Source organism: Paraburkholderia sp. EG286B (assembly GCF_040965655.1).
Lineage (GTDB): Bacteria > Pseudomonadota > Gammaproteobacteria > Burkholderiales > Burkholderiaceae > Paraburkholderia.
Genome location: NZ_JBFRCF010000010.1, coordinates 229119 through 253766 on the forward strand (window position 1 = coordinate 229119; position 24648 = coordinate 253766).

The following is a 24648-nucleotide window of genomic DNA, read 5'->3' on the forward strand; positions in this document are numbered from 1 at the left end:
CCGTAATTCCAATTCGCCTGAATCGGTCTGTATCCGGCCGGGGCGCTTGCCTAGAATCCACTCACAGCCAGCCGATGCGGCGAATCGCAGCGAGCCGGCCGAGCACGACAGGGTATGCACCGTCGTTGCGCATCGACGCTAAATAATTCCGGAGGTTGTCATCATGAAGTCGCTTCTCAAGGCTGTTGCCCTTACCGTTGCTCTGGCTGCTCCTCTGGCCGCTTTCGCCCAGGCCGATCAAGGTCTGACCCGCGAGCAGGTGCGCCAGCAACTCGTCGAATTCCAGCAAACGAGCCGCAACCAGGCTGCAGTCGCTCCCCAGACGGCCGCGCCGGTCGCCCAGACCGATGGTTCGTTCGGCGGCGTGAGCAACTCGACGTCGGTTGCGGGCGCTCGCTATGTGTCGGAAGCGGCACGCACCGGTCCGCAATCGGTGTACTTCGGCGGGCAGTAGGCCTGTCGGCAGTCAGCAGATAAAAACGGCCCGCGATTTCGATTCGCGGGCCGTTTCGCATTTGGGCGCAGCGCAGCGTTTTGGTGCCGCTACATGGCTTCCGCCTCGGGCACGTCGAGCACGAGATCCGTGCGCGCGACTGCCACGCAGGTGAGCACATAGCCCTCGGCTTTTTCCTCGCGGCTCAATCCGGGCCACTCGATCGTGAAGCTCACTTCGCCGCTCACCACGCGGCACAGGCAGGCGCGGCAGGTGCCGTTGCGGCACATGCGCGGCAGACGGATGCCCTCGAACGCCGCCGCTTCGAGCAAGGTCAGCTCGGGCGGCGCTTCGAAGCTGCGCCCGAGCGGCTCCACGCGCACGACGGGTACGCGCGGCGAGCCGTCGCCGTCCTGCACGCTTTCGTGGTTCTTGTCGCTCATGAAAGCGACACCCCGAGCAGACGCCCCGCGCCCGCCGTGAACGCCGCCGCGGCAAGCCCGATCACGATCTGCCGGAACGCCGAGAACGTTGCGCTGCGCCCGTTGAAGAGCGAGGTGAACACGCCGACCAGGGCGAGCCCGCATGCGCTCAGCGCCACCGACTGCGCGATGGCCGTGACGCCGTGCGCCCACAGGAACGGGGCGGTCGGAAACGCCGCGCCGAGCGAGAAGAGGCAAAACGAGACAGCGGCGGCCGACCACGGATTGCCGCCCAGCTCCTTCGGGTCGATGCCGAGCTCCTCGCGCGCCAGCGTATTGAGCGCCTCGTCCTTGTTGCGCATGATCTGGGCGGCCACGCGGCGCGCTTCTTCGGGATCGATGCCCTTAGCCTGATAGATGAGCGCGAGCTCGTGACGCTCGGCGTCCGGCGTGTGTTCGAGTTCGTCGGCTTCCTTCGCCAGCTGCGTGCGCGCAAGCTCGCGCGCGTTGGTCACCGAGAGCCATTCGCCGAGCGCCATGGAGCAGGCGCCCGCCACGAGACCCGCAAGCCCCGTGAGCAAGATCGTGCGATTGACGCTGCCCGCGCCCGCTACGCCCATGATCAGGCAGAAATTCGAGACGAGCCCGTCGTTCGCCCCCAGCACCGCGGCGCGCAGGTCGTTGCCCGACGTCGCGCCCTTGTGCCACGATTCGGCCGCGCCGATCGCTTCGCCGTGGCCGTGTTCGGGCTCGCGCTTCTTCGCGGCGATCGCCTGCACGATGGCGGCGTGCTGCTGTTCCTGGGCGGAAAGCTTCTCGGCGCCGGGTTCGCGCGCGTAGCGGTCGCGGTCGGCGTATTCGGCGGCGGCGACGGTGGGCAGCACGAGCGAAGGGCCGAACGTGCGCGTGAGCGTTTGCAGCAGGCGGGTTTTTGCGCTGCGCCGATGCGGCCGGGGCGTGACGCCGTTGGCCGCGAGCTTCTCGCGCCAGACGCTCGCGTGCTCGCGCTCGGAGGCCGCCAGTTCGGCGAAGATGCGGCGGCGCTCGTCGTCTTTCTCGACCGCGGATAGCGTGTCGTAGACGGCGGCGCTGTCGAGTTCGTCGGCGAGATTGCGCCGGAAGCGGTTGATTTCCTGAGCGGAGGCCATGGGGCGCTGTGCGGGAAGCGATCCGCCAAGCTTACCCTGGCGCCGCCGCGGCCAGAAGCCGCTTCGACGCCCGCCTTGGCCGGTGCGCTCAGCGGCGCTGACGCAGATGCCGGTAGACCGTGTTGCGCGCGAGCCCGAGTTCGCGAGCCGCCGCCGAAACATTGCCGCTGTGGCGCGCGAGGGTCTCTTCGATGAGCCGCGACTGCCAGACGGACAGGCGCGCGGGCTCGCGTTCCGTGTCGCCCGCCTGGTCTTCAGCCGTGGCATCGGCGCACGGCTGCGCGCAGTCGCTCGCGGGGTCGCAATCGTGCATGAGGTCTTCGGGCAGATGCGCCATGTCGATGGCGTCTTCGCCTTCGGCCATGATCGCCGCCGTGCGCAGCGCGCTCGCGAGCTGACGCAGATTGCCCGGCCAGCGGCAGCGCGCAAAGCACGCCCGAACGGCCGGCGTCAGACGCGCGGGCGCGCCAGGCACTTCACGCCGCACGATCTCGAGCATGCGGGCGACGAGCGCGTCGAGGTCGGTGCGCTCGGCCAGCGCCGGCAGCGTCACGACGAGGCCGTTGATGCGGTAGTAGAGATCCTCGCGGAACGTGCCTTCGGCGATCATCGTGCGCAGGTCGCGGTGCGTCGCGCAGACGATGCGCAAATCCACCGGCACCGCGCGCGTACCGCCGAGCGGCACGACGGCGCGCTCCTGCAGCACGCGCATGAGCCGCACCTGTTGCGCGAGCGGCATGTCGCCGATCTCGTCGAGAAAGAGCGTGCCGCCATGCGCCTGCGCGATCTTGCCGGCGCTGCCGCGGCGCTTCGCGCCCGTGAACGCGCCGTCCTCGTAGCCGAACAGCTCGGCTTCGATCAGCGTGTCGGGCAGCGCTGCGCAATTGAGCGCGACGAACGGCCCGTCGCGGCGCGGCGAATCGCGATGCAGCGCCCGTGCGAGCCATTCCTTGCCGGTGCCGGTGCGGCCGAGCACGAGCACGGGAATGTCGCGGCCGCGCACGCGCGCCACGCGCTGCAGGGCGGCGGCGAGCCGTTCGTCGCCGGTATCGAGTTCGGCGAGCGTGGGCTGCGGCGCGGTGTCGGCGGCGTGGGGCGCTCTCGCCTGGGCGGGCGCGGGCGTGTAGGGCGAGCGGGAGGCTTCAGGTACGGCGCTGCGCGCGAACGTTCCGACGCCCGACGTGGGCGCGCCGGGCGTGGTGCGCGCGATCACGCGCACGCCGCTTGGCAGGGCGAGCGTGAGCGGCTCGCCGCTCGCGCGCATGAGCTGCTGCATGAACGCCGCGAACGGCTGGCCGAAGAGCGCCGCGAACTCGCGCTGCTGCAGATCGGCGAGCGGCGCGCCGAACTGGAACAGGGCGCTGCGGTTTGCGCAGAGCAGCGTGCCATCTGCCGAGAATGCGGCCAATCCTTCGTAGAGCGTACCAATGAATTCCGCGCGCGCGTGAAACTGGAGCCGGATGGCATCGGCGAATTCGGTGTTGAACAGATGGTTCTCGATCATCTGTGCAGACATGCGCACGAGCGCGAGCGTGTGCTTGTGAAAACCGCGCGACTCGCCGCTCACGTCGAGTGCGCCGAGCGTGCGGCCGTACGGATCCGCGATCGGCGCGCAAGAGCAGGTGAGGATGTGATTGGCGCGCAAAAAGTGCTCGCCCGCATGCACCGTGGTCGGCTGGCCTTCCACCAGCGCCGTGCCGATGGCATTCGTGCCGCGATGCTGCTCGGCCCACGAAACGCCCGGGCGCAGCGCGACGCGCTGCGCTTTCTCGACGAAGTCGCTGTCGGCGCAGCTATGGAGGATCACGCCGTTGCGATCGGTGAGCAGCACCATGCTCTGCGTATCGACGATCTGCGCGTGCAAGGCGTCCATGACGGGACGCGCCTGGTGATAGAGCGTGCGGTTCGTGTCGATCAGCTCGCGCAAGTCGACGGCGGCGAGCGCGTCGAAGTCGGGCGCCTCGGTGGCGCGCAGTCCGAGTGCGCGCGAGCGCGCGTGAGCCTGCGCGATGGCGTCCGCGCGGGCCGCGTCGTGCGGCGTGACGGGGCGTCGGGTCACTCGTGTCTCCAGTCGTTTTGGGCGCTACGCTGCGGCGCAGCAAGGCTATGCGAGCGGCGCCTCTGGGGCAGTTCATGGTACAGGATCCGCGGCGGTTGCCAATTCGGGTTGAAGCCGGGTTGCAGCCGGTTGCAGCCGCGTCGCTCCGCCTCAACTGCGCCTTGAGTTTACGGGCGCGGGTGCCATGATGAAGGTGAGGGCGCGTTTGCGTCGCGCCCCCGCTGAGTAGCGGAGTTCGTCATGGTGCACGGCGAATTGAGGATCGTGGTGGCGGTGCTCGCCACGTTCGTTGCGCTCTTTGGCCTCGGGTATGCGATTGACGGATTGATCTTCGACGAGAACAACGTCGTGCTCTCCGGAATGGTGACCGTGGCCCTTGGGATCGTCGCGTTCGTGGTGATGCTCACCCTGCACCCGAAAGACCTCGAAGATCTCGATCAGCACCGGCATCGCGAATCCTGACGCGCCCGGGCGGCGCGCATGGTGCGATGCGGCAACCGGCGTGGCGCGTTGGCGCAGGGCCGGGGAGGAGAGTGTTTGTGCGCGCAACGGCGCACGCGCTTGCTGCACCCGCGAAAAAGGGCTCGGACGAGTAGGCCGCTGGCTATTTCAGGCGTATGACAATGTCGACCTTGCGGGCGGCAGGAAGTCGTCTACAGTGAATCAAATCAACCTGCGCGAACGTGTGGTTCGCCAGGGTTGGTGTTGATCCGCGCGAACCGGATCGGGGTGTTCCCAGGCACCAGGCTGGGGCAGCCCGACGACGGATGAACGCGGCCTTTTCACCCTCCACCAAAGGCGACCCCCATGCAGATCATGTTTCCGAATGAGGTGCCCGAGTACTCGGGCCCAGACCTGACCTTGGCGTTTCCGGCGATGATCGATGGCGAGCGGGTGGAGTGTCTGATCACGGCGGCGGCGCTGGAAGATCACTTCGGGGCGGCTTCGCCGCGCGCCGAAGACATGCTCAGCGCGTTCGACCATCATCGCGACCGCATCGAGGCCTGCGCGCGCCGCTTGCTCTCCGAAACACGTGCGCAGTGCCTCGTGCTGCGCAGCGGCTACGTGCGTTTCGTGCAGGCCCACGCTAACGCGTAGTCAACAAAAAAGCGCCCGCAGGACGCGGGCGCTTTCCGTTCAGCTGAGTTTGCTTGCCGCGCCCGTTGGGGCGCGGCGTTCGTTTACGCGTGCGCCGCCTTGCCGCTAGATCATGCGGCGCAGCGTGTTGTCGCGGAATACGACGTGATGCGCGATCGCCGCGAGCGCGTGCAGCCCGATCACCCAATAGAACAGATTGCCGATCAGCACGTGTGCGTCCTTGAGGAACGTGCGCGCAGCCGGGTCCGGGCCGATGAGCGTGATCTGCAGGTTGAACCCCGCGAGCGTGACCGGATGGCCGCCGGCGTTGATCATCAGAATGCCGAGGAGCGGCTGCACGAAGATGAAAAGGTAGAGCGCGAGATGCACGAGGCGCGATAGAAACGACAGCAGCGCATTCGAGTCGATCTCCGCGGGCGCGCCGCGCCAAAGACGCCACGCGAGGCGCAGCACGGCGAGCGCGAGCACGAGCGAGCCCGCCCAGAAGTGCACGTTGCTCCAGAACACGCGGCTGTCCGTGCCCTTGGGGCCGCGCACCTCGATCGCCAGCCAGGCGAGCGCGACGAGCAGGAAGATGACCCAGTGAAAGAAGATGGCGGGCTTCGTGTAGCGTTCGGTTGCGGCGGGGTAAGTTGCCACGTGGCGGCTCCTGTGTGCGGGGAATCTGACGATAGTTCCCTATGATAAGGAGAACGCGCCGGGCGGGGCGGTTGTGCGGCTGGGAAGTTTGATGCGGAGGGGGGCGGCGGCGAATCAAAACAAAAAGGGTGGCGCGAAGCCACCCTTTTGCTTTTATGCGTTGCCGAGATAGAAGAACCGGAACAGGAACACGGCGGCGATGATCCACACGATCAGTTTCACGTCGCGCACGCGGCCGGTGAGGAGCTTCAGGCCCGCATACGAGATGAAGCCGAACGCCACGCCGTTGGCGATCGAGTAGGTGAACGGCATGGCGAGCGCCGTGAGGGCGGCGGGCACGACTTCGGTGGCGTCGTCCCAGGGCAGATCGGCGAGTTCGCGCAACATCAGGCACGAGACGTAGAGCAGCGCCGGCGCTGTGGCGTAGCCCGGCACGACGCCCGCGAGCGGCGCGACGAACAGGCACGCGAGGAACAGCACGGCCACGGTGAGCGCGGTCATGCCGGTGCGGCCGCCTGCCTGCACGCCCGATGCGCTTTCGATATACGCCGTGGTCGACGAGGTGCCGAGAACCGAGCCCGCGAGAATCGCCGTGCTGTCCGCGAGCAGCGCGCGGTTCAGGCGGTGCATCTTGCCGTGCACGAGCAGGCCGGCGCGGTTGGCCACGCCCATCAGCGTGCCGGTCGCATCGAACAGCTCGACGAGGAAGAACACGAGCACCACGTTGAGCACGCCCGTGGAGAGCGCCGCCTTGATGTCGAGCTGCGCGAAAGTCGGCATGATCGACGGCGGCGGCGAGAAGATGCCGTGGAACTGGTTGCCGCCGAAGAAGAACGAGAGAATCGTGACGCCCACGATGCCGATCAGGATCGCACCGCGCACCTTCAGCACGTCGAGCGTGACGATCGCGAAGAAACCGATGATCGCGAGGATCGTGTGCGGATCGTGCAGGTTGCCGAGCTCGACGAGCGTGGCCGGGCTGCCGACCACCACGCCCGAGGTCTTGAGCGAGATGATGGCAAGGAAGAGACCGATACCCGCCGTGATCGACACGCGGATCGAATGCGGAATGCCATTGACGATGGCTTCGCGTACGCGCAGCAGCGTGACGATGAAGAACAGGCACCCGGAGATGAACACCGCGCCGAGCGCGGCCTGCCACGTGAAGCCCATGCCCTTCACGACCGTATAGGCGAAATAGGCGTTCAGGCCCATGCCGGGCGCGAGCGCGATGGGGTAGTTCGCGTAGAGGCCCATGACGAGCGAGGCGAGCGCCGCGACGAGGCAGGTGGCGACGAATACGCTTTCCTTCGGCATGCCGGCGTCGCCGAGAATGGCCGGATTCACGAAGATGATGTAAGCCATCGTGAGGAAAGTCGTGATACCGGCGAGCAGTTCGGTGCGCAGGTTGGTGCCTGCTTCTTCGAAACCGAAATAGCGTTTGATGGCGTCCATGAAGATCGGGCCCTTGAGAGTCGAGCGGGTTGTTCGCTGCTTGTTGGTGTGGTGTCTTGCGTATAGCCGGCGCGACAGGTCCTTGACGTACCCATGCACGCGCGCGCCGCAGCGCGCGGCTACGGGCGCGATTGTAAACAATTGTCCGTCGAGCGCAGAAAAGCCGTCGTGAGCGTGGAACGGGTACAACAGCGCGCGTTGCGGTAGCAAGCGGGAGAGGGCGCGGCGAGTTGCGCCTGTGGCGGGGGAGAGACGGGCACGACCGCTCGCGGGCGCCGGGCGTTGCTTCGCCCGGTGCCGGGTTACTGCGGCCGTCCTGCAATCAAGCGATTACTGCTGCATTTGACCGGCGGGAGCGCCATAGCCGGCGCCGCCGCGCGCCGCACGCCGCTGCGCGACGATCGCGCCCGCGCGCTGCGCGTTTTCGGGGTAGTCGATCCAGTCGAGCGGATCGTAGCCCGCCTGCCGCCATTCGATCAGATCCGCCCGGACCTGGGCGCGAGTCAGCGGTTGTGAGGGATCGTACGGTTGGGCCACCGCCGCAGCCGACGCGAAGCAGCACGCTGCTGCGAGGGCGCCGAGCTTTACACGCGAAAGTGAGTTCATGGCAAGGCCTTTCATATTAGGGATATCCCTTAAAAGTATAGGCGCTATCTCATTAACTCAAAGGGGATCGAGGGCTTCCCGGGCTACCCGCGAGGCTTCGAAGAGTCGTTGCGGGCGTTTGCCGTGCGGTAGTCGGTCGGGCGCTGTCCGGTCCATTTGCGGAACGCCCGATGAAACGCGCTCGGCTCCGCGAACCCGACCGCGGCGGCGACGTCGGCGACCGAGCGGCCCGGCTCCTGCAGCGCCGCAATCGCCAGGTCGCGGCGCAGTTCGTCCTTGATCGACTGGCAGCTGTGGCCCTCCTGGCTCAGCCGTCGGCGCAGCGTGGCGGGCGCCACGTTCAGCCGTTGTGCGATGGCGTCGGCATCGGGCCACGCATTGACGGGCAGGGCGCGCAGCGCGCGTCGCACGCGCGCGGCGAACGAGCCCGGATTGCGATACTTCACGACGAAGTTGCCGGGCGCGTTGCGCAGAAACGCCCGCGCCGAGCTGGCGGTCTGGATCACGGGCAGTTCGAGAAAGCCCGGCGCGAATTCGAACCAGGTGGCCGGCCGATCGAACGCCATGTCGTCGCAGAGCATGAGCTGGTATTCGTGCGCGGCGGCGGGCTGCGGGCAGCGAAAGCGCGCCGCGAGCAGCGGAATGCGCCGCCCCACGAGCCAGCACACGAGCCCGTAGACCAAGATGAACCAGGTGGCGTACGCGAACATGGTGGGCGTGGGTTTGTCCGCGCGATGCGAGAGCGTGACGCGCACGCGCGTGGCGTCGATGTCGATCTCGCCCGACAGGTCGTCGAGCACGAGGCGCATGAAGTGCACCGCGCGCTGCAGCGCCTGGCGGCCCGTGCTGGCGCCGAGCGCCGAGTGCGTCATGGCGATGAAGCTGCCGCTTTTCATCGCGTGCGAATCCTGGCCGAAGAATTCGTCGTCGAGCGCGCGCGCGATGCCCGACCACAACTGGCCGTATTGCGCCGCACTCACGCGCGCCCCGGGCTCGCGCAGCACGGCCGGCGCGATGCCGGCGGCATCGGTGAGCGGCGCGGTTTCGAGGCCGCCCGCGCGCGCCAGCGCCAGCGTCTCGTTCACGAGGCTCATCGAGATCGTGCCTTTTTCGCTCAGTGTCTGGGTTCTCGCCGGTTGCATGGATCCTTTTCCCGTGGGGGCTGTCACGGCCAATATGGTAAATCCGATCAGTGACTTTGAGCGTGGCGGGCATCGAATACGGCCGCTCGCGTGCCTACACTTTTCGCAAGCCTTGCAGCCGGGGCCGCATCGCGCCACAGTGGAAGGCAAGGGCAAGAGACACAGGAAGGGGACAAACATGGACGAGTTCTATACCGACGACCAGCGCATGATCCGCGACGCCGCGCGCGACTTTGCGAGCGGGCAACTGGCGCCGAACGCGGCGCAATGGGACCGCGACGGCAGGCTGCCCGACGAGGTCGTCAAGCAACTGGGCGAACTGGGTTTTCTCGGCATGATCGTGCCGCAGGAGCAGGGCGGCTCGTACACCGATTACGTGGCCTACGCGCTCGCCATGGAGGAGATCGCGGCCGGCTGCGCCTCGTGCGCGACGCTCGTGAGCGTGCACAACTCAGTGGGCTGCGGGCCGATTCTGCAGTTCGGCACCGATGCGCAAAAGGACCGCTGGCTCGTCAAGCTCGCGAGCGGCGAGTTGATCGGCGCGTTTTGCCTGACCGAACCGCAGGCAGGCTCCGAGGCGAGCAACCTGCGCACGCGCGCCGAGCTGTGCGACGGCAAGTGGGTGCTCAACGGCAACAAGCAGTTCGTGACCAACGGCTCGCGCGCGAACATTGCCATCGTGTTTGCCGTGACCGATCCCGACGCCGGCAAGCGCGGCATTTCCGCGTTCATCGTGCCGACCGAAACGCCGGGCTTCAACGTCGGGCCGCTCGAGAAAAAGATGGGCATCCGCGCTTCGGACACCTGCCCGATCTCGCTGGTGGACTGCGCGATTCCCGAAGGCAATCTGCTCGGCGCGCGCGGCGAGGGCCTGAAGATCGCTTTGGCGAATCTCGAAGGCGGGCGCATCGGCATCGCCGCGCAGGCTTTGGGCATCGCGCGCGCGGCCTTCGATGCGGCACGTGCCTATGCGCACGAACGCGTGCAGTTCGGCGAGCCCATCATCAAGCATCAGAGCGTGGCCAACCTGCTCGCGGACATGCATACGCGCATCAACGCCGCGCGTCATCTCGTGCATCACGCGGCGCGGCTGCGCACGCTAGGCAAGCCGTGTCTTTCCGAGGCTTCGCAGGCCAAGCTCTACGCTTCCGAAATGGCCGAGGAAGTGTGCTCCCATGCGATTCAGATTCATGGCGGCTACGGCTTCCTGAACGACTATCCGGTGGAGCGCCATTACCGCGATGCCCGTATCACGCAGATTTACGAAGGCACGAGCGAAGTGCAGAGGATGGTGATTGCACGGCAGCTTTGAAATGAAGTGAGGAAAACGAAGCAATAATAAGCGAGCGCGTATGCGCCATAGCTATGCATGGGACCGGAGTCAGTGCTTTGCACTAACTCCGGCTCGACAGGAGACGACGATGACCGGGTTCAACCCTTCCGCGCAGGCCTTCATCGACGCACGCGAGCTGCTGCTGCGTCACCGTACCGACTACGCGCGCGCGTACGAAGCATTCGCGTGGCCGAAGCTCGACACGTTCAACTGGGCGCTCGACTACTTCGACGTGATGGCGCGCGGCAACGACACCCCGGCGCTCTGGATCGTCGACGACCTCGCGGACGGCGGCACGCGCTATTCGTTCGCGCAGATGTCGGAGCGCTCGTCGCGCATGGCGAATTTTCTGCGCGAGCAGGGTGTGGCGCGTGGCGACCGCTTGCTGTTGATGCTGCCCAATCGCGTCGAACTCTGGGACGTGATGCTGGCGGCGATGAAGCTGGGCGCCATCGTGCTGCCCGCCACGACGCAGCTTTCGCCCGACGACGTGCGCGAGCGCGTGGAAACGGGCGGCGCGCGCTACGTCGTCGTGGATGCCGCCGAACTCGGCAAATTCGATGCACTCGACCCGAGCGTGAAGCGCATCGCGGTAGGCGCGGCGCCCGGTGCGTGCGAAGGCTGGATCGACCTTTCGCGCGCGTACGAAGCGAGCCCCGCGTTCGAACCCGACGGCCCGACACGCGCCACCGACCCGCTGCTGCTCTATTTCACTTCGGGCACGACCTCGAAGCCCAAGCTCGTCGAACACACGCACGAGAGCTACCCCGTAGGCCACCTTTCGACGATGTACTGGATCGGCCTCATGCCCGGCGACGTCCACTGGAACATCAGTTCGCCGGGCTGGGCCAAACACGCGTGGAGCTGCTTCTTCGCGCCGTGGAACGCGCAGGCCTGCGTGTTCGTCTACAACTATGCGCGCTTCGTGCCGAAAGACACGCTCGCCGCACTCGTGCAATGCGGTGTGACCACCCTGTGCGCGCCGCCCACGGTGTGGCGCATGCTCGTGCAGGAGCCGCTCGCAAGCTATGCGGTGAAGCTGCGCGAGATCGTGGGCGCGGGCGAGCCGCTCAATCCCGAGGTCATCGAGCGCGTGCGTCACGCGTGGGGCATTACGATCCGCGACGGCTACGGCCAGACCGAAACGACCTGCCAGATCGGCAATTCTCCGGGCCAGCCCGTGGTGGCGGGCTCGATGGGACGGCCGCTGCCTGGCTACCGCGTGGAACTCGTCGATGCCGACGATCAGCCCGCGAGCGAAGGCGAAATCGCGCTGCCGCTCATGCACCGTCCGCTCGGCCTGATGACGGGCTACGCGAACAACGCGAAGGCGAGCGAATACGCCATGCGCAACGGCTACTACCACACGTCCGACGTCGCCCTGCGTCGCGACGACGGTTACTACGTCTACGTGGGCCGTGCCGACGACGTGTTCAAGTCGTCCGATTACCGCCTGAGCCCGTTCGAGCTGGAAAGCGTGCTGATCGAGCACGAGGCGATCGCCGAGGCGGCGGTTGTGCCGAGTCCGGACGAGCTGCGCCTCTCGGTGCCGAAAGCCTTCGTCATCGTGCGCCAGGGCTTCGAGGCGGGCCCCGAACTCGCACGCGAGGTGTTCCGCTTCTCGCGTGAAAAGCTCGCGCCGTACAAGCGCATTCGCCGCCTGCAGTTCAGCGACCTGCCCAAGACCATCTCGGGCAAGATCCGCCGCGTGGAGCTGCGCCGACGCGAAATGGAGCGCAGCGCCGAGCCCCCGCGCCAGCCCGACGAGTACTGGGAAGAGGATTTCCCCGAGCTGCGCTGATATCCACACGGAGTCCGAAATGATCGAATTCGAGTACGCGCATGAGGGCGCGGTGGCCCTGCTCACGCTGTCGCGGCCGCCTGCGAATGCTTTTACGATCGACGGTTTGCGTCAGCTCCAGCAGGTCGTCGAGGCGTTCGACCGAGAGCCGCAGGTGCGCGCGGTCGTCATCACCGGCAGCGGGCCGAAGTTCTTCAGCGCGGGCGCCGACCTCAATGCCTTCGCCAGCGGCGACCGCGAGGTCGCACGCACGGCGGCGAGCGCGTTCGGCGCGGCATTCGAGGCGCTGCAGAAGGCGCGGCCCGTGGTCATCGCGGCGATCAACGGCTATGCCATGGGCGGCGGCCTCGAGTGCGCGCTCGCATGCGACATCCGCATTGCAGAGGCGCATGCGCAACTCGCGCTGCCCGAACCTGCCGTGGGGCTGCTGCCCTCTGGCTGCGGCACGCAGACCTTGCCCTGGCTCGTGGGCGAAGGCTGGGCCAAGCGCATCATCCTCACGGGCGAACGCGTGGACGCGCAAACGGCGCTGCGCATCGGTCTCGTGGAGGAAGTCGTGGCGACGGGCGGCGCGCGCGAGGCCGCGCTCGCCATGGCCGCGCGTGTGGCGGGCTTGAGCCCGCAAGCGGTCACCTTCAGCAAGTCGCTGATCCATCAGGCGCGCAACGGCGTGCCGCGCGGCGCCGCGCTCGCCGTCGAGCGCGAGCGCTTCGTCGATCTGTTCGATTCGCCCAACCAGCGCGAGGGCGTCAACGCGTTTCTGGAGAAGCGCAAGCCACGCTGGCATATTGAAACGGAGAACTAGGCAATGAATGCAACACCCGCTTCCGCCCAGGCTGCAACGGAAGCCGAAAAGGACGTGCTGTTTCGCGTGGTCAATCGCGTGGCGATCGTCACGCTCAACCGGCCGGCTGCGCTCAATGCGCTCTCGCACGCCATGGTGCGCGAGCTGGCCGTGCTGCTGGAACGCGTGCGCACGGACGACGGCATCGTCGCGCTCGTGCTGGAAGGTGCAGGCCCGAAGGGCTTTTGCGCGGGCGGCGACGTGCGCGCGATCTATCGGCTCGCCCGCGAGAAAGCGCGCGAAGGCGCGAATGGCTGGCAGCAATTCTTCGTCGACGAATATCGTCTCGATTACGCGTTGCATACCTTTTCCAAGCCGCTCGTCGCGCTGCTCGACGGCGTGACGATGGGCGGCGGCATGGGTCTCGGCCAGGCGGCCGTGCTGCGCGTGGCGACTTCGCGTACGAAGATCGCGATGCCGGAAACGCGCATCGGGCTCTTGCCCGATGTGGGTGCGACGCACTTCCTCGCGAAGCTGCCGGTGGAGACGGCGCTTTACGTGGGTCTGACCGGCGCGATGCTCAGCGGCGCGGATGCGCTGCAATGCGGCCTTGCCGACGCCTGCGTGCCGGGCGAATGGCTCGATGGCTACGAGGTGCGTCTGCTGGCAGCGCAATGGTCGGGCGATGTGCATGCTTCGTTACGCGAAGTATTCGTCGCGCCGTGTCACGAGGCTGACGACGGCGCGCTTGCTTCGTTGACGCCGCTCATCGTGCGGCACTTCGACCGCCATCTGCGTGTCGAGCAGATCGTCGCATCGCTGCGCGCCGACCTCGAACGCGAGCACGCGCAAGCCGAACGAGCGTGGCTCGAAGCTACACTCGAAGCGCTCACGCACTATTCGCCGACGATGCTTGAAGTCACGCGCGAAGCGCTGCTGCGCGGCCGCCAGATGACGCTCGCCGAGTGCTTCCGCATGGAGCTTGGCATCGTTGGCCGTGCGATCGAGGAAGGCGACTTCTGCGAGGGCGTGCGCGCGCATCTCGTCGACAAGGACCGCAAGCCGCGCTGGGCGCCCGCCACGCTCGTCGAGGTGCGGACCGAACGCGTGCAGCATTTCCTCGCGTCGCCGTGGCGCGGCGAGGCGCATCCGCTGGCGGACCTCGGCGCCTAACGGTTCAGTCGGAGGACTCGCGTGCCGACGGCTCGCGCAGTGCGGCGAGCCGTAGTTCACGTTCGGCGCCGAGTGCCGGCGCGCCGTGGGAAGGACCCTGCGCCCGCGTCAGCATGCGCAGCGTCGCGACCGAACCTGCCACGGCGAGCAGCAGCGGAATCGCAAGATCGTGATTCGCGTGAGTGAACTCGAGAATCAGCACGGTTGCGGTGATCGGCATCTGCATCGAAGAGGCGAGAAACGCACCCGCGCCGACGATCGCAAATGCACCCGGCGAAAGGCCGGGCCACACGTGATTCACGAGCCCGGCGATCACGATGGCGAGCAGCGCGCCGTTCGCGAGCCCCGGCGTAAGCAGGCCGCCCTTCGCGCCCGCGCGCAACGTGGTCGTCGTGACGAACACGCGCAGCACGAGCAGCGTGGCCGCCAGGCCGATGCCGAGATTGTCGTCGAAGCTCAGGCCGGCCGCGCCCTTGCCGTTGCCGAGCAGCTGCGGAAACCAGATGGCCAGCAGGCCAATGGCCGCGAAATTCACCAGCGTGTAGAGCGGCAGCCGCCAGTCTTTGGGCGAGGCGTCGCGCGCGCGGCTCGTCACGCGTGAAAAAGCATGCGCGGCCGCGCCGAACAGCGGCCCGCAGAGCACCGACCACACCACGAGCTGCGCATTGATGCCATAGCCGGGCACGTGGTATTGCTGCGCGTCGCCGAGACCAGTCCATGCGATCACGGCCGCAATGGCCGAGGTGCTGATCGCCGGCACCGCCACCGACCAGCCGAACGTGCCGAGCAGCACTTCGAGCACGAACATCGCACCGCCCAATGGCACGTTGTAGACAGCCGCGAGCCCCGCACCCGCACCGCACGCGATCATCACGCGGCGCTCCGCGGCGGTGAGGCCGGTGCGCTTCGCGAGCCAGCTCGCGAACGCGGCGCCGATCTCGCGCGGTGCGACTTCGCGCCCGAGCGGCGAACCCATCGCGACGGTCACGATCTGCAGCAGCGCGTGCACGGTGGTCGCGAAAATGGGCATGCGCTTGCCGCCTGGCTTGATCGCCGCGCTGATGCTCACGAGCGGGCGCGCGTAGCGATAGAGCGCCCACCATCCGCCGCCGGCGATCAGCCCGCACGCCACGAGCACCGCTACGCGCCGCCAGGGCGCGGTATCGGTCACGCCCTGCAGAAAGCTCTCCTCGCCGATGATGTGCCCCGCGCCGTAGCCATAGGCGACGTGCTGGATCGCGTGCAGCAGCAGCGCGAGCAGCATGCCGGAGAGACCCGCGCCGATGCCGGTGAGCACGGTCACGAGCGCCAACGTGACGAGCGGGCTGCGCGGAGGCGGACGATCGGCGTTGGCGCGAGAGCGCGGCGAGGGTTGGGGCGTGAGGGATGACACGGCGGGAAGACAGGCGTGGGAGTCGCCAGGCGACGGGCTGGCGCCCATTGTAGCGAGGGCAGGGGGGCGGCGCGTCGAGCACGTTCAGCGCGCCGGCGCTTCCGCCCAACGCCCGGCAGAAGCGAAAACGCCCGCCGCGCGTCCCGCGGCGGGCGTTCGAATCGACGCAGCGCTTACAGGTAGCTGCAGACGTAGTCGAGCGTCTCGACCACTTCGATGTCGAAACGGCTCTTGCCCGGCACCGAGAACGACTCGCCGGCGCTGTAGGTCTTCCACTCGTCGGTGCCTTCCAGGCGGATGCGGCACTGGCCGGCCTGCACTTCCATCAGCTCGGCGGCGTCAGTGCCGAAGTTCAGCGTGCCCGGCAGGATCACGCCTAGCGTCTTGCGCGAGCCATCGGCGAACAGCACGGTGTGCGACACGCACTTGCCGTCGAAGTAGACGTTGGCGCGCTTGATTACGGAAACCTGGTCGAATTGTGCTGCTGCCGTCATGGCGGTCTTCCTCTGTCTTCGTGAATGGAACCGGGCGCCGGGACGACGCGTCGTCCGGGGCGAGGCCGCCATCATACCGGCTGTCGGGCGCGGCGGGCGCATGGCATCGCCCTGCTGCCATACGAATTGCGAATTGAATGTTTACAAACAAATGACGAGTTATTACAATCGCTATCACAAATGAGAATCATCTGCATTTGCAATTACGACAATTCGCCGACCAACACGCTCACTCATGTCCGTCCATTTCCCGACGCGGATGCGCGCCATCGCCTCCGTCGCTGCGCTCTATTGCTCCAGTTTCTTCGCCTCGTCTCTCGCACACGCGCAGACCGCGCCCGCCGCCGATAGCCCCGCCGCCGCGAGTGCAGCGGCGGCGACGCCTGCATCGTCCACCGCGGCTGCCGAAAGCACGCTGCCCGCCGTGAAGGTCGTTTCGGCGCCTTCCGACATGCAGACCAAAACGCTCGAGTCGTACAAGTTCACGGCGCCGCTCATCGACACGCCACGCTCCATCACGGTGATTCCGGAGCAGGTGCTCAAGGAGAAGAACGTCACGACCTTCCAGGACGCGCTGCGCACGGTGCCCGGCATCACGTTCCTCGGCGGCGACGCGGCGGCGAATCCGTCTGCGGACCGGCCCGTGATTCGCGGTTTCGAGTCGCGCAACTCGATCTTCGTGGACGGCATGCGCGACTCGGGCGTGCAGAACCGCGAAACCTTCGATGTGCAGAACATCAGCGTCATCAAGGGCCCGGACTCGGTGTATGCCGGGCGCGGGTCGGTCGGCGGCAGCATCGACATCACGACGAAAACGCCGCAGGCCGACAACTTCATCAACGGCAGCGTGGGCCTTGGCACCGATAGCTACAGGCGCGCCACCATCGACTGGAACCAGTCGCTCAACGACACCACCGCGTTCCGCCTCAACGCCATGGGCCACGACGCCGACCAGGCGGGCCGCACCGACGTGTACAACAAACGCTGGGGCGTGGCGCCCTCGATCGCGTTTGGCCTGAACACGCCGACCACGGTCACGGTGAGCTACTACCACCTGAACACCTACGACATGCCCGACTTCAGCGTGCCGTTCCGCTCGACGGGCGGCACGCCGGTGTCGTCCAACCGCGGCCAGTTCTACGGCCTGAACACGCGCGACTACCGCTACGGCCAGACCGATACGGGCGAAGTGAAGGTGGAGCACCGCATCAACGACGCGTGGAAGATCAAGAACACGACGATGTTCGGCCGCTCGACGCTCGACTACGTGGCGACCAATCCGCAGCTGACGAGCGCGACCTCGAACATTCTCAGCCTGCAGGCCAAGAGCGGCAAGTACGCGACCAACAGCGTCGCGAACCAGACCGAGGCGAACGGCAAGTTCGACCTGTACGGTATGCGCCACACGTTCACGGCGGGCGTGGAATTCAGCCACGAGCAGGACCTGTACGAGGGCTATCTCGTGAGCGATTCGGCGGGCAACAACATCCGCTCGGGCGGCCCGTGCTCGGTTGCGTACAACTGCGCGTCGATCAACAACTGGAACCCGAACAATCCGTGGACGGGCAGCATCGTCCTCAATGGCGACAAGGGCTTCCCGGGGCCTGCCACGCATACGCAGACGAATATCGCTTCGGCGTACATGTTCGACAGCGTGCAGCTTTCCGAGCGCTGGATCTTCAACGCAGGCCTGCGCTTCGACCGCTATGACGTGAGCGCGCAGCAGGCGGGCGTGGCCGATCTGTCGAACACGTCGAATCTCTTCAGCTACCAGTTCGGCCTCGTGTTCAAGCCGGTGCCGACCTTGAGCCTTTATGCGTCGTACGGCACCTCGGCGAATCCGCCGGGCTCGAATTCGGGTCTCGGCGGCGGCACGGACCAGATCACGGCTACGAACAAGGACCTCGCGCCCGAGCGCTCGCGCAATATCGAAGTGGGTGCGAAGTGGGACGTGCTCGAGCAGCGCCTCTCGCTCACCACGGCGTTGTTCCAGACCGACAAGACCAACGCGCGCGTGAGCGACGGCCTGGGCGGCACGATCAACGCGGGATCGCAGCGCGTGCGCGGCTTCGAGTTCGGCTTCGCGGGCAACGTGACGAACAAGTGGTCCGTGTTCGGCGGCTATTCGTACCTCGATGCGATCACGACCGATGCCGGCCCGGCCAGCCCCGCGCTTTCCGGCTTGCCGATGGTGATGGTGCCCAAGCACAACTTCACGCTGTGGACGAGCTACGACGTGCTGCCGAAGCTCACGGTGGGTGCGGGCGCAACGGTTTCGAGCCTGACGTATGCATCGGTTTCGGCGACATCGCGCAAGTGGACGCCGGGCTATGCGCGCTTCGATGCTGCGGCGACGTGGCGTGTGTCGAAGAAGATCGATCTGCAGCTCAACGTGAACAACCTCTTCGACAAGGAGTACTACCAGAGCGCGTACCCGATCTACGCAACCTGGGCGCCGGGCCGCTCGGCGGTCGTGACGGTGAACTTCTATCAGTGATCGCGCACGCCGCTAACGCCGCTTTCGACGAGGCATGAAAAAAGGGGCACCCGCAAGAAGCGCCCCTTTTTCATCGCCTGCAGGAATCAGCGCAGGCTCACTCCGGCTTCACCGCCACCGAAGCCTCGGAGGTCAGCATCATGAACGTGAAGCTCTCCTGCAGATACAGCTTCACGCTCTTGTCGTCATGCGACGAATACCCGATCGACAGGTCCTGCCCGAGGTGGAACGCGAAATCGCCGCCACGCGTGCTCAGGATCGCGCCGCCCTCGATGGCCGGCGCCCAGATGATCTCGCCGTTCACGAGGCGGCGAATGTGCTCGAGAATCGGATAACCCATGTCGCTCGCTTCGCTCACCGCCGTGTAGGCATCGGAGCCGAGCAGCACTGCGTACGGGCCGTCCACGCCCTGCAGGCGCAGCTGTTCGAGCGCCTTGGCGATGACCGTGGGGTAATCGGCGATATCGGCCGGCATCGGCAGGATCGGGTTCGACGAGCCTTCGCGGATGCCCGTGATCTGCGCGGCCGTGTAGCCGTCGAAAATCGCGCGGTCTTCCGCGAACGCGAGGCGCGTCGCCGCGTCCTTGGCCGGCTGCCAGTCGGAGTCTTCGGCGCCGCGCTCGACGTCGTCGATGGCGTCGCGCGAAAGTTCGAACGGCACGCGCAGTTCCACGATCGCCTTCACTTCGCGCTGCCGCGCACGGATGCCTTCGAGCGGCGCTTCGATGCCGTTCTGGTGGCCCGTGCCGACTGCGGCGAGCGCCGGGCCGCCGGGGCCCTCGACGTCCACGACGCGGCGGCCCGCGAGCGAGCGTTTGAAGGTGCGCGCAACTTCTTCTTCGATTTGCGACCACGCGGCCGTGGAAATGGGCGCCAGCTCGCGATGGAGGTTATTCATACCGGGGTGCTCCTTTGAGGGATCCGATGGCGAGCGAGCCGTCTGCGTTTGGCACGGCGGCAGGCTCGGTTTCTGTTTCCGATGAATCGGCGGCGCCCACCTCGATGGTGGGTGCGGCGCCCGGGTCGACTTCGGCGAGCGCTTCGAGCAGCGTCTGCGACGGCACGAAGAAGAGGCCCCCCGTGACGGCGCGGCTGAAGTCGAGCAGCCGGTCGTAGTTGCCGGGCGGCAGGCCGACGAACATGTTTTCGAGCATCTGTTCGATCGGCTCGGGCGAGCGCGCGTAGCCGATGAAGTAGGTGCCGAATTCGGCCGAGCCGGGCCGGCCGAACGGCATGTTGTCGCGCAGGATCTTGATCTCGTTGCCCGCGTCGTCTTCGAGCGTGGTGAGCGAGCTGTGCGACCAGCTCGGCTTCACGGCTTCGTCCAGTTCGATGTCCTGGAGCTTGGTGCGGCCGATGATGTGCTCCTGGGCCTCCACGGATAGCGCGTTCCAGCCTTTCATGTCGTGCATGTACTTCTGCACGAGCACGTAGCTGCCACCGCAGAACTCGGGGTCTTCGTTTTCGCCGATCACCGTGAAATGGACGGCTTCGTTGCCCGTCGGATTCTCGGTGCCGTCGACGAAGCCGATCATCGCGCGCATGTCGAAGTTGCGAAAGCCGTGCACTTCGTCCACGGTCGTGACCGCGCCTTCCAGGCGCGTCATGAACTGGGTGGCGAGTTCGAAACACAGGTCGGTTTCGTCGGCGCGAATGTGCAGCAGGATGTCGCCGGGCGTGGCGATGGCCTTGCGCTCGCCCGTGCCGAATTCGCGGAACGGGTGCAGGCCGGCCGGGCGCGGCTCGCCGAACAGCTTGTCCCATGCGTCGGATGAAAAGCCGACCACGCACGACAGATTGCCGGCGGGCACGCGCTTGCCGACCGCGCGCACGAGGTTGGCGACGTCGGCGCACCAGGCGCGCACGGTGGCGCGGCTCGCGGCGTCGTCGTTGACGGTCGCGACGATGAAGAAGGCATTGCGTGTGACGGCGCTGGAGACGGACTGCGGTTCCTGCGTGAGAGAGGCCGGCGTCATGATGTGGGGTATCGCTCGTGAGTCCAGAGTCGGGTTTGGGTTCTGCTGCGCCCGCATAGTTTAGCCAAACTCGGGGAAAACGGCCGTTTGCAGGCGAGAGGGGTGCCGTGCGAGGATACTCATCATGATATCGACGTGCCCTGACGGGCAGGCTGGAGTAAGCGCTGAAGCACTAACTCCGGATCGACAGCTTTGCATGGGACCGGAGTAAGTGCTAAAGCACTAACTCCGGATCGACAGCTTTGCATGGGACCGGAGTAAGTGCTAAAGCACTAACTCCGGATCGACAGGAGACACACCATGTGGGACCACACCGAGCATGAAGGCTTCGAGATCTGGGTGCTGCCGATTCCGGCGTTCGGGCCGCGTGCGCCCGAGCCGCTGTTCCACTACAGCGGCTACATCTGCCGCCACGGCGCGGACGCCCATGTCGAAGGGCGCAGCGTGCGCTTTCACGACATGATGCGCAACTACACCGGCCCCGACGCCGCGCTCGACGCCGCCTACGCGGACGCCCGCAAGCGCATCGACCGCTTCCACGCCACGGGAAGCTGGGCCGAGAGCACGGCCTGAGCCTTCGTTTTCCCTTTCAGCGGCCGCCCTGCACGATCAGCTTCACGGGCCGCCCTTCGCAACTCACCTCGCCCGGCAGCGCGAGCGTGCGCCAGCCTGCCGGCTGGCCGGGGGCGCTGAGTTCGGCGACGTCGTCGGGATAGGTCGTGACCACGTTGAACGGCCACGACCCGCGCCGCAGCCGCTCGTGGACGAGCGAGCCGACCCAGATCGGCGTGGGTTCCCCGTCGCTCGCGTGGCCATCGCCAGTGCCGTTTCCATTGCGCCGCGGCGCCAGCGCGTAGCCCGAAGGCCAGAAGCGCAGCACGTCGCGGCGGCTGCCCGGCTCTGCCGCCTCGCCCGGTTTGGCGGCGAGGCGCGCGCGGGCGAACACGAGCGGCGAGGGCAGGCCGTTGTTCAGCTTTGGCAGCAGCGGCAGCGACATCACGTCCACGTTCGGTGCGACGAGCGATAGCACGCTCCTCACCGAAATCTGCGGGCCTTCGGCCCAGCCCGCGTCGCGCAGTGCGGCGCGCAGATCGTCGGCGCTCGCGGCCCACTGGATCGTCATCGGCTCGCGGCGCGCGCCTTTCATGTCGAAGCGATAGCACGCAAACGTCCTCCACAGCGAATCGCTCCACTGCATTTGCGAGAGGACGACAGGCGGCGCCGCCGCGGTCGTGGGCGGCGCGGGCATGCGCCCGGCCGTCTGCAGCAGAACGGCGCCGACCAGCACGATCAGCACGATGGGCGGCACGTAGGTGCGCTGCGGCGGCCGCTTGGGGTAGCGCCAGAGCGACGTGAGCACGACGATTGCCACCCAGATGGCGGCAAAGGCCGCGCCGCCGATGGCGTCCGAGAACAGAAAGCGGTCGAAGTAGAGCCCCGCGAACGCCACGGCCACGATGATCCCGTTGCCGAGCGCGGCGACCAGCGCGGCCTCCAGCATGCTCGCGCGGCGCACGAGCAGGAACATCACGAAGCCGTAGACGATCACCATCGACGCCACGCGGTCGCTCGGGAACACATAGGCCTCGACGGCCTGGCCGCCGCCCGGCGACGTATGGTGGATCACGAAGCGCAGGATCAGGATGAGCAACTGCGAAACGGCCGCCGCAATCATCCAGTAGGCGATGGTGCGCCAACGCCTCTCCAGCACCATCCAGATGCCTACCGTCGCGATCAGCGCCGCGAGCGTCCAGGTGCTGCCGAGCGTTTCGACGCGCGCGAGGGCCTCGTCGGCCCAGGTGGTGCGGATCGACTGCAGGAACTGGCGCACGGACTGGTCGATCTGTACGAGCGGCGCGCCGCGCAGCACGTTGCCGAGCACATAGGAAAACACGGCCGCGCAGACCGGCACGAGGCCCGTGATCACGATGACGGGGCCGAGCGCAGGCTGCGCCGGGTCGAGCAGGCGGGCGATGCGCTTCGAGGCGCGCCCGGGATGCTGCGCCGCCCACTGCGCCGCGCTGCGGCGCGACGCGCCGGCCCAGTTGTCGATGTGCAGGAGCAGCATGCGCACGAAACGCCAGATGAGCCAGACCGCGAGCGCGACGATGCCGATGACGACCACCAGCCGGAACGACACCGCGCCCGCGAGCTGGAGCGAGGCGCCGAACACGACGCCCGGCACGATATGCGCGGGCGCCCAGACGAGCGCGGAAATCACGTTCATCATGAAGAAGCGCATGGGCTTCATGCCGGCCATGCCCGCGACGATCGGCACCACGGCGCGCAGCGGCGCGATGAAGCGCGCGAGGATCACGCTGCGCGTGCCGTGGCTCACGAAGTAGGCGTGTGCGCGCTCGAGAATGGCGGGATGGCGGCTGAACGGCCACATCTGGGCCAGCGAGCCGCGGTAGCGATGGCCGATCCAGAAGCTGACTCCGTCGCCGGCCACGGCGCCCGCAATCGCGCAGACGAAGAGCCAGCCGAGGTTGATCGTGCCCGTGGCGGCGAACGCGCCGGCAATGAACATCGCCGTGCTGCCGGGAATGAACGTGCCGATGAACGCGAGCGATTCGAGGAAAGCGGCGACCACGACAAAGGCGAGCGTCCACGTCGCGTGCGCGGCGAGCAGGTGCAGCAAATGATCGTAGGCGTGCTCCATGAGCGGGGCGGGTTCGTTTGCTGGGGCTCGCGGGACGGGCGCGAGATCGGGCGGGTGCCGGTCCGCACCGGCCGTTCGCAACTAGCCGCAAGCGGCGTGCGGGACCATCAGGCGCAATATAACCGGGCGCGCGCAACTACGTGCGACGCGAGGCCGGGCGGGACGCAGCGAGGGGGGCGAAGGCGGGGCCGCGTCGCGCGGCGGCGACGCGGAAGGGGGGGCGGCGGATTTTGCGCCCGCAAGTCCGGCTACGACCGGGACCCGATTCAGATAACCCCTTTCTCCTTCAACCCGGCCAGTTGTTCCGCCGAATAACCGAGCATCGACTGCAGGACCTCCTGCGTGCCTTCGCCCAGTTGCGGAGGCGCGTGCCGCACGGGCAGGCGTTCGCCGTCGAAGCGCCACGGCGGCGCGAGCACCGGCGTCGTGCCGCTTTCGGTATGCGGATGCGGCTGCTGCGTGACGAGGCCGCCACGCGTTGCGCGCGGCGACAGCAGCGCCTCGCGCAGGCCGGCCACTTCGCCGCACGGAATGCCCGCGCCCGCGAGCCGTTCGAGCAGCAGTTTGCGCGGACGGCTGCCCAGTTCGCGCGTGAGTTCGGGTACGAGCGTCTCGCGGTTCTGCCCGCGCAGGATGTTGGTCTTGTAGCGCGCGTCGTCGGCGAGGTCGGCGCGCTCGATCACCTCGCGGCAAAAGCGCTCGAACTGCGCGTTGTTGCCCACGGTGATGACGAGCGGACCATCGGCCGCATCGAACACGCCATACGGCACGATCGACGGGTGCGCATTGCCGTAACGCGGCGGGTCCTCGCCGATCAGCAGCGCTTCGAGGCCGTAGTAGGCGGTAATCATGAGGCCGCAGTCGAACAGCGCCATCTCGATGTGGCGCCCGCGACCCGTGCGCTCGCGCTCGTAGAGCGCGGCGAGCATCGCCTGTGCGGAATACATGCCCGTGAAAAGATCCACGGCCGCCACACCGAACTTGAGCGGCGGCTGGTCGGCTTCGCCATTCATCGCCATGAGGCCCGTTTCGCCCTGCACGACGAGGTCGTAGCCAGGGCGTTTCGCTTCGGGTCCTGTACGGTCGTAGCCCGAAATCGAGCAATAGATGAGACGCGCATTCTCCGCGCTCAACTGCTCATAGCCGAGCCCGAGCTTTTCCGCACCGCCGAACTTGAAGTTCTGCACGACGATGTCGCTGGTTTTCGCGAGGTCGCGCACGATCTGCTGGCCTTCGGGCGTTTGCAGATCGAGCGTGATCGAACGCTTGTTGCGGTTCACGCTGTTGAAGTACGCAGTCTCCGTCTTGCCGACGCGCACGCCCCAGTCGCGTGTGTCGTCGCCGCGGTCGGGATGCTCGATCTTGATGACTTCCGCGCCGAGGTCGCCGAGCACCATCGCGCTCCACGGCCCGGCCAGCACGCGCGAAAGATCGAGCACGCGCACGCCCGCCAGGGGCAAGCTGTTGTTGTCCGTCTGCATCAACTGGTACTCCTGGTTCGTTGTCGGGGCAACGCAGCCGCCCCTTCATGGC

General features: G+C 67.0%; 22 protein-coding genes. 9 read left to right on the top strand and 13 right to left on the bottom strand.

Features of this window, described 5'->3' with window-relative positions:
• The first annotated feature begins 163 nt into the window (after window positions 1-163).
• Window positions 164-454 carry a DUF4148 domain-containing protein gene (locus tag AB4Y42_RS23010; RefSeq protein WP_368688513.1) on the top strand — a complete coding sequence of 97 codons (291 nt, stop codon included), beginning with the start codon at window positions 164-166 and terminating at the stop codon, window positions 452-454.
• Window positions 455-543: 89 nt separating this feature from the next.
• Here AB4Y42_RS23010 and AB4Y42_RS23015 read toward each other — a convergent pair whose 3' ends face one another.
• From AB4Y42_RS23015 to AB4Y42_RS23025, 3 genes are all read right to left on the bottom strand, one after another.
• Window positions 544-876, bottom strand: a complete 333-nt coding sequence (locus AB4Y42_RS23015; RefSeq protein WP_368688512.1) for a 2Fe-2S iron-sulfur cluster-binding protein — start codon at window positions 874-876, stop codon at window positions 544-546.
• Window positions 873-2003: a VIT1/CCC1 transporter family protein gene (locus AB4Y42_RS23020; RefSeq protein WP_368688511.1), complete on the bottom strand. Its 1131-nt coding sequence runs from the start codon at window positions 2001-2003 to the stop codon at window positions 873-875. The genes AB4Y42_RS23015 and AB4Y42_RS23020 overlap by 4 nt, the downstream gene beginning before the upstream one ends.
• An 88-nt stretch (window positions 2004-2091) precedes the next feature.
• Window positions 2092-4062, bottom strand: a complete 1971-nt coding sequence (locus tag AB4Y42_RS23025) for a sigma-54-dependent Fis family transcriptional regulator (protein WP_368695434.1) — start codon at window positions 4060-4062, stop codon at window positions 2092-2094.
• A 240-nt stretch (window positions 4063-4302) separates the two neighbouring features.
• On the opposite strand from AB4Y42_RS23025, the gene AB4Y42_RS23030 reads away from it, so the two are divergent.
• Together AB4Y42_RS23030 and AB4Y42_RS23035 are read left to right on the top strand one after the other, a co-directional pair.
• A complete protein-coding gene (locus AB4Y42_RS23030) occupies window positions 4303-4524 on the top strand; it encodes a DUF2964 family protein (RefSeq protein WP_324155259.1) in 222 nt (73 codons plus the stop codon).
• A 345-nt stretch (window positions 4525-4869) separates the two neighbouring features.
• On the top strand, window positions 4870-5160 hold the full coding sequence (locus tag AB4Y42_RS23035; RefSeq protein WP_042266602.1) for a DUF1488 domain-containing protein: 291 nt from the start codon (window positions 4870-4872) through the stop codon (window positions 5158-5160).
• Between the two features lie 105 nt (window positions 5161-5265).
• Here the strand turns inward: AB4Y42_RS23035 and AB4Y42_RS23040 are convergent, their stop codons facing one another.
• From AB4Y42_RS23040 to AB4Y42_RS23055, 4 genes are all read right to left on the bottom strand, one after another.
• Complete coding sequence (locus AB4Y42_RS23040) at window positions 5266-5799, bottom strand: cytochrome b (protein ID WP_368688509.1); 534 nt, start codon at window positions 5797-5799, stop codon at window positions 5266-5268.
• A 153-nt stretch (window positions 5800-5952) separates the two neighbouring features.
• Window positions 5953-7254, bottom strand: a complete 1302-nt coding sequence (locus tag AB4Y42_RS23045) for an NCS2 family permease (protein ID WP_368695435.1) — start codon at window positions 7252-7254, stop codon at window positions 5953-5955.
• A 330-nt stretch (window positions 7255-7584) separates the two neighbouring features.
• Window positions 7585-7860 (bottom strand): DUF4148 domain-containing protein, encoded by a 276-nt coding sequence (locus tag AB4Y42_RS23050; RefSeq protein WP_368695436.1) that lies wholly within the window; start codon window positions 7858-7860, stop codon window positions 7585-7587.
• 83 nt (window positions 7861-7943) lie between these two features.
• The gene (locus AB4Y42_RS23055; RefSeq protein WP_368695437.1) at window positions 7944-9002 is read right to left on the bottom strand and encodes an AraC family transcriptional regulator; all 1059 of its coding nucleotides are present in this window, start codon (window positions 9000-9002) and stop codon (window positions 7944-7946) included.
• 178 nt (window positions 9003-9180) lie between these two features.
• Here AB4Y42_RS23055 and AB4Y42_RS23060 point away from each other — a divergent pair, with 178 nt between their 5' ends.
• From AB4Y42_RS23060 to AB4Y42_RS23075, 4 genes are all read left to right on the top strand, one after another.
• On the top strand, window positions 9181-10314 hold the full coding sequence (locus tag AB4Y42_RS23060) for an acyl-CoA dehydrogenase family protein (RefSeq protein ID WP_368695438.1): 1134 nt from the start codon (window positions 9181-9183) through the stop codon (window positions 10312-10314).
• A 109-nt stretch (window positions 10315-10423) separates the two neighbouring features.
• Window positions 10424-12136 carry an AMP-binding protein gene (locus AB4Y42_RS23065; RefSeq protein WP_368695439.1) on the top strand — a complete coding sequence of 571 codons (1713 nt, stop codon included), beginning with the start codon at window positions 10424-10426 and terminating at the stop codon, window positions 12134-12136.
• Window positions 12137-12155: 19 nt separating this feature from the next.
• Entirely contained in the window at window positions 12156-12941 is a 786-nt protein-coding gene (locus tag AB4Y42_RS23070; protein WP_368688503.1) for an enoyl-CoA hydratase, read from the top strand.
• Window positions 12942-12944: 3 nt separating this feature from the next.
• Window positions 12945-14093: an enoyl-CoA hydratase/isomerase family protein gene (locus AB4Y42_RS23075; RefSeq protein WP_368695440.1), complete on the top strand. Its 1149-nt coding sequence runs from the start codon at window positions 12945-12947 to the stop codon at window positions 14091-14093.
• A gap of 4 nt (window positions 14094-14097) precedes the next feature.
• On the opposite strand, the gene AB4Y42_RS23080 is transcribed toward AB4Y42_RS23075, so the two are convergent.
• On the bottom strand, window positions 14098-15486 hold the full coding sequence (locus AB4Y42_RS23080) for a chloride channel protein (RefSeq protein ID WP_368695441.1): 1389 nt from the start codon (window positions 15484-15486) through the stop codon (window positions 14098-14100).
• A 173-nt stretch (window positions 15487-15659) separates the two neighbouring features.
• On the bottom strand, window positions 15660-15980 hold the full coding sequence (locus AB4Y42_RS23085; RefSeq protein ID WP_254316758.1) for a pyrimidine/purine nucleoside phosphorylase: 321 nt from the start codon (window positions 15978-15980) through the stop codon (window positions 15660-15662).
• 235 nt (window positions 15981-16215) lie between these two features.
• Here AB4Y42_RS23085 and AB4Y42_RS23090 point away from each other — a divergent pair, with 235 nt between their 5' ends.
• On the top strand, window positions 16216-18477 hold the full coding sequence (locus AB4Y42_RS23090; protein WP_368695442.1) for a TonB-dependent receptor: 2262 nt from the start codon (window positions 16216-16218) through the stop codon (window positions 18475-18477).
• 97 nt (window positions 18478-18574) lie between these two features.
• On the opposite strand, the gene AB4Y42_RS23095 is transcribed toward AB4Y42_RS23090, so the two are convergent.
• Window positions 18575-19375 (bottom strand): family 1 encapsulin nanocompartment shell protein, encoded by an 801-nt coding sequence (locus AB4Y42_RS23095; protein ID WP_324161712.1) that lies wholly within the window; start codon window positions 19373-19375, stop codon window positions 18575-18577.
• The gene (locus tag AB4Y42_RS23100; protein ID WP_368695443.1) at window positions 19368-20453 is read right to left on the bottom strand and encodes a Dyp-type peroxidase; all 1086 of its coding nucleotides are present in this window, start codon (window positions 20451-20453) and stop codon (window positions 19368-19370) included. Before AB4Y42_RS23100 ends, AB4Y42_RS23095 begins: the two co-directional genes overlap by 8 nt.
• Window positions 20454-20753: 300 nt before the next feature.
• Here AB4Y42_RS23100 and AB4Y42_RS23105 point away from each other — a divergent pair, with 300 nt between their 5' ends.
• Window positions 20754-21026, top strand: coding sequence for a hypothetical protein (locus tag AB4Y42_RS23105; protein WP_069261746.1), 273 nt, complete (start codon window positions 20754-20756; stop codon window positions 21024-21026).
• A 16-nt stretch (window positions 21027-21042) separates the two neighbouring features.
• Here the strand turns inward: AB4Y42_RS23105 and AB4Y42_RS23110 are convergent, their stop codons facing one another.
• Both AB4Y42_RS23110 and AB4Y42_RS23115 read right to left on the bottom strand, forming a co-directional pair.
• The gene (locus AB4Y42_RS23110; RefSeq protein WP_368695444.1) at window positions 21043-23115 is read right to left on the bottom strand and encodes a VTT domain-containing protein; all 2073 of its coding nucleotides are present in this window, start codon (window positions 23113-23115) and stop codon (window positions 21043-21045) included.
• 266 nt (window positions 23116-23381) lie between these two features.
• A complete protein-coding gene (locus AB4Y42_RS23115) occupies window positions 23382-24596 on the bottom strand; it encodes a CaiB/BaiF CoA transferase family protein (protein ID WP_368695445.1) in 1215 nt (404 codons plus the stop codon).
• Window positions 24597-24648: the final 52 nt, after the last annotated feature.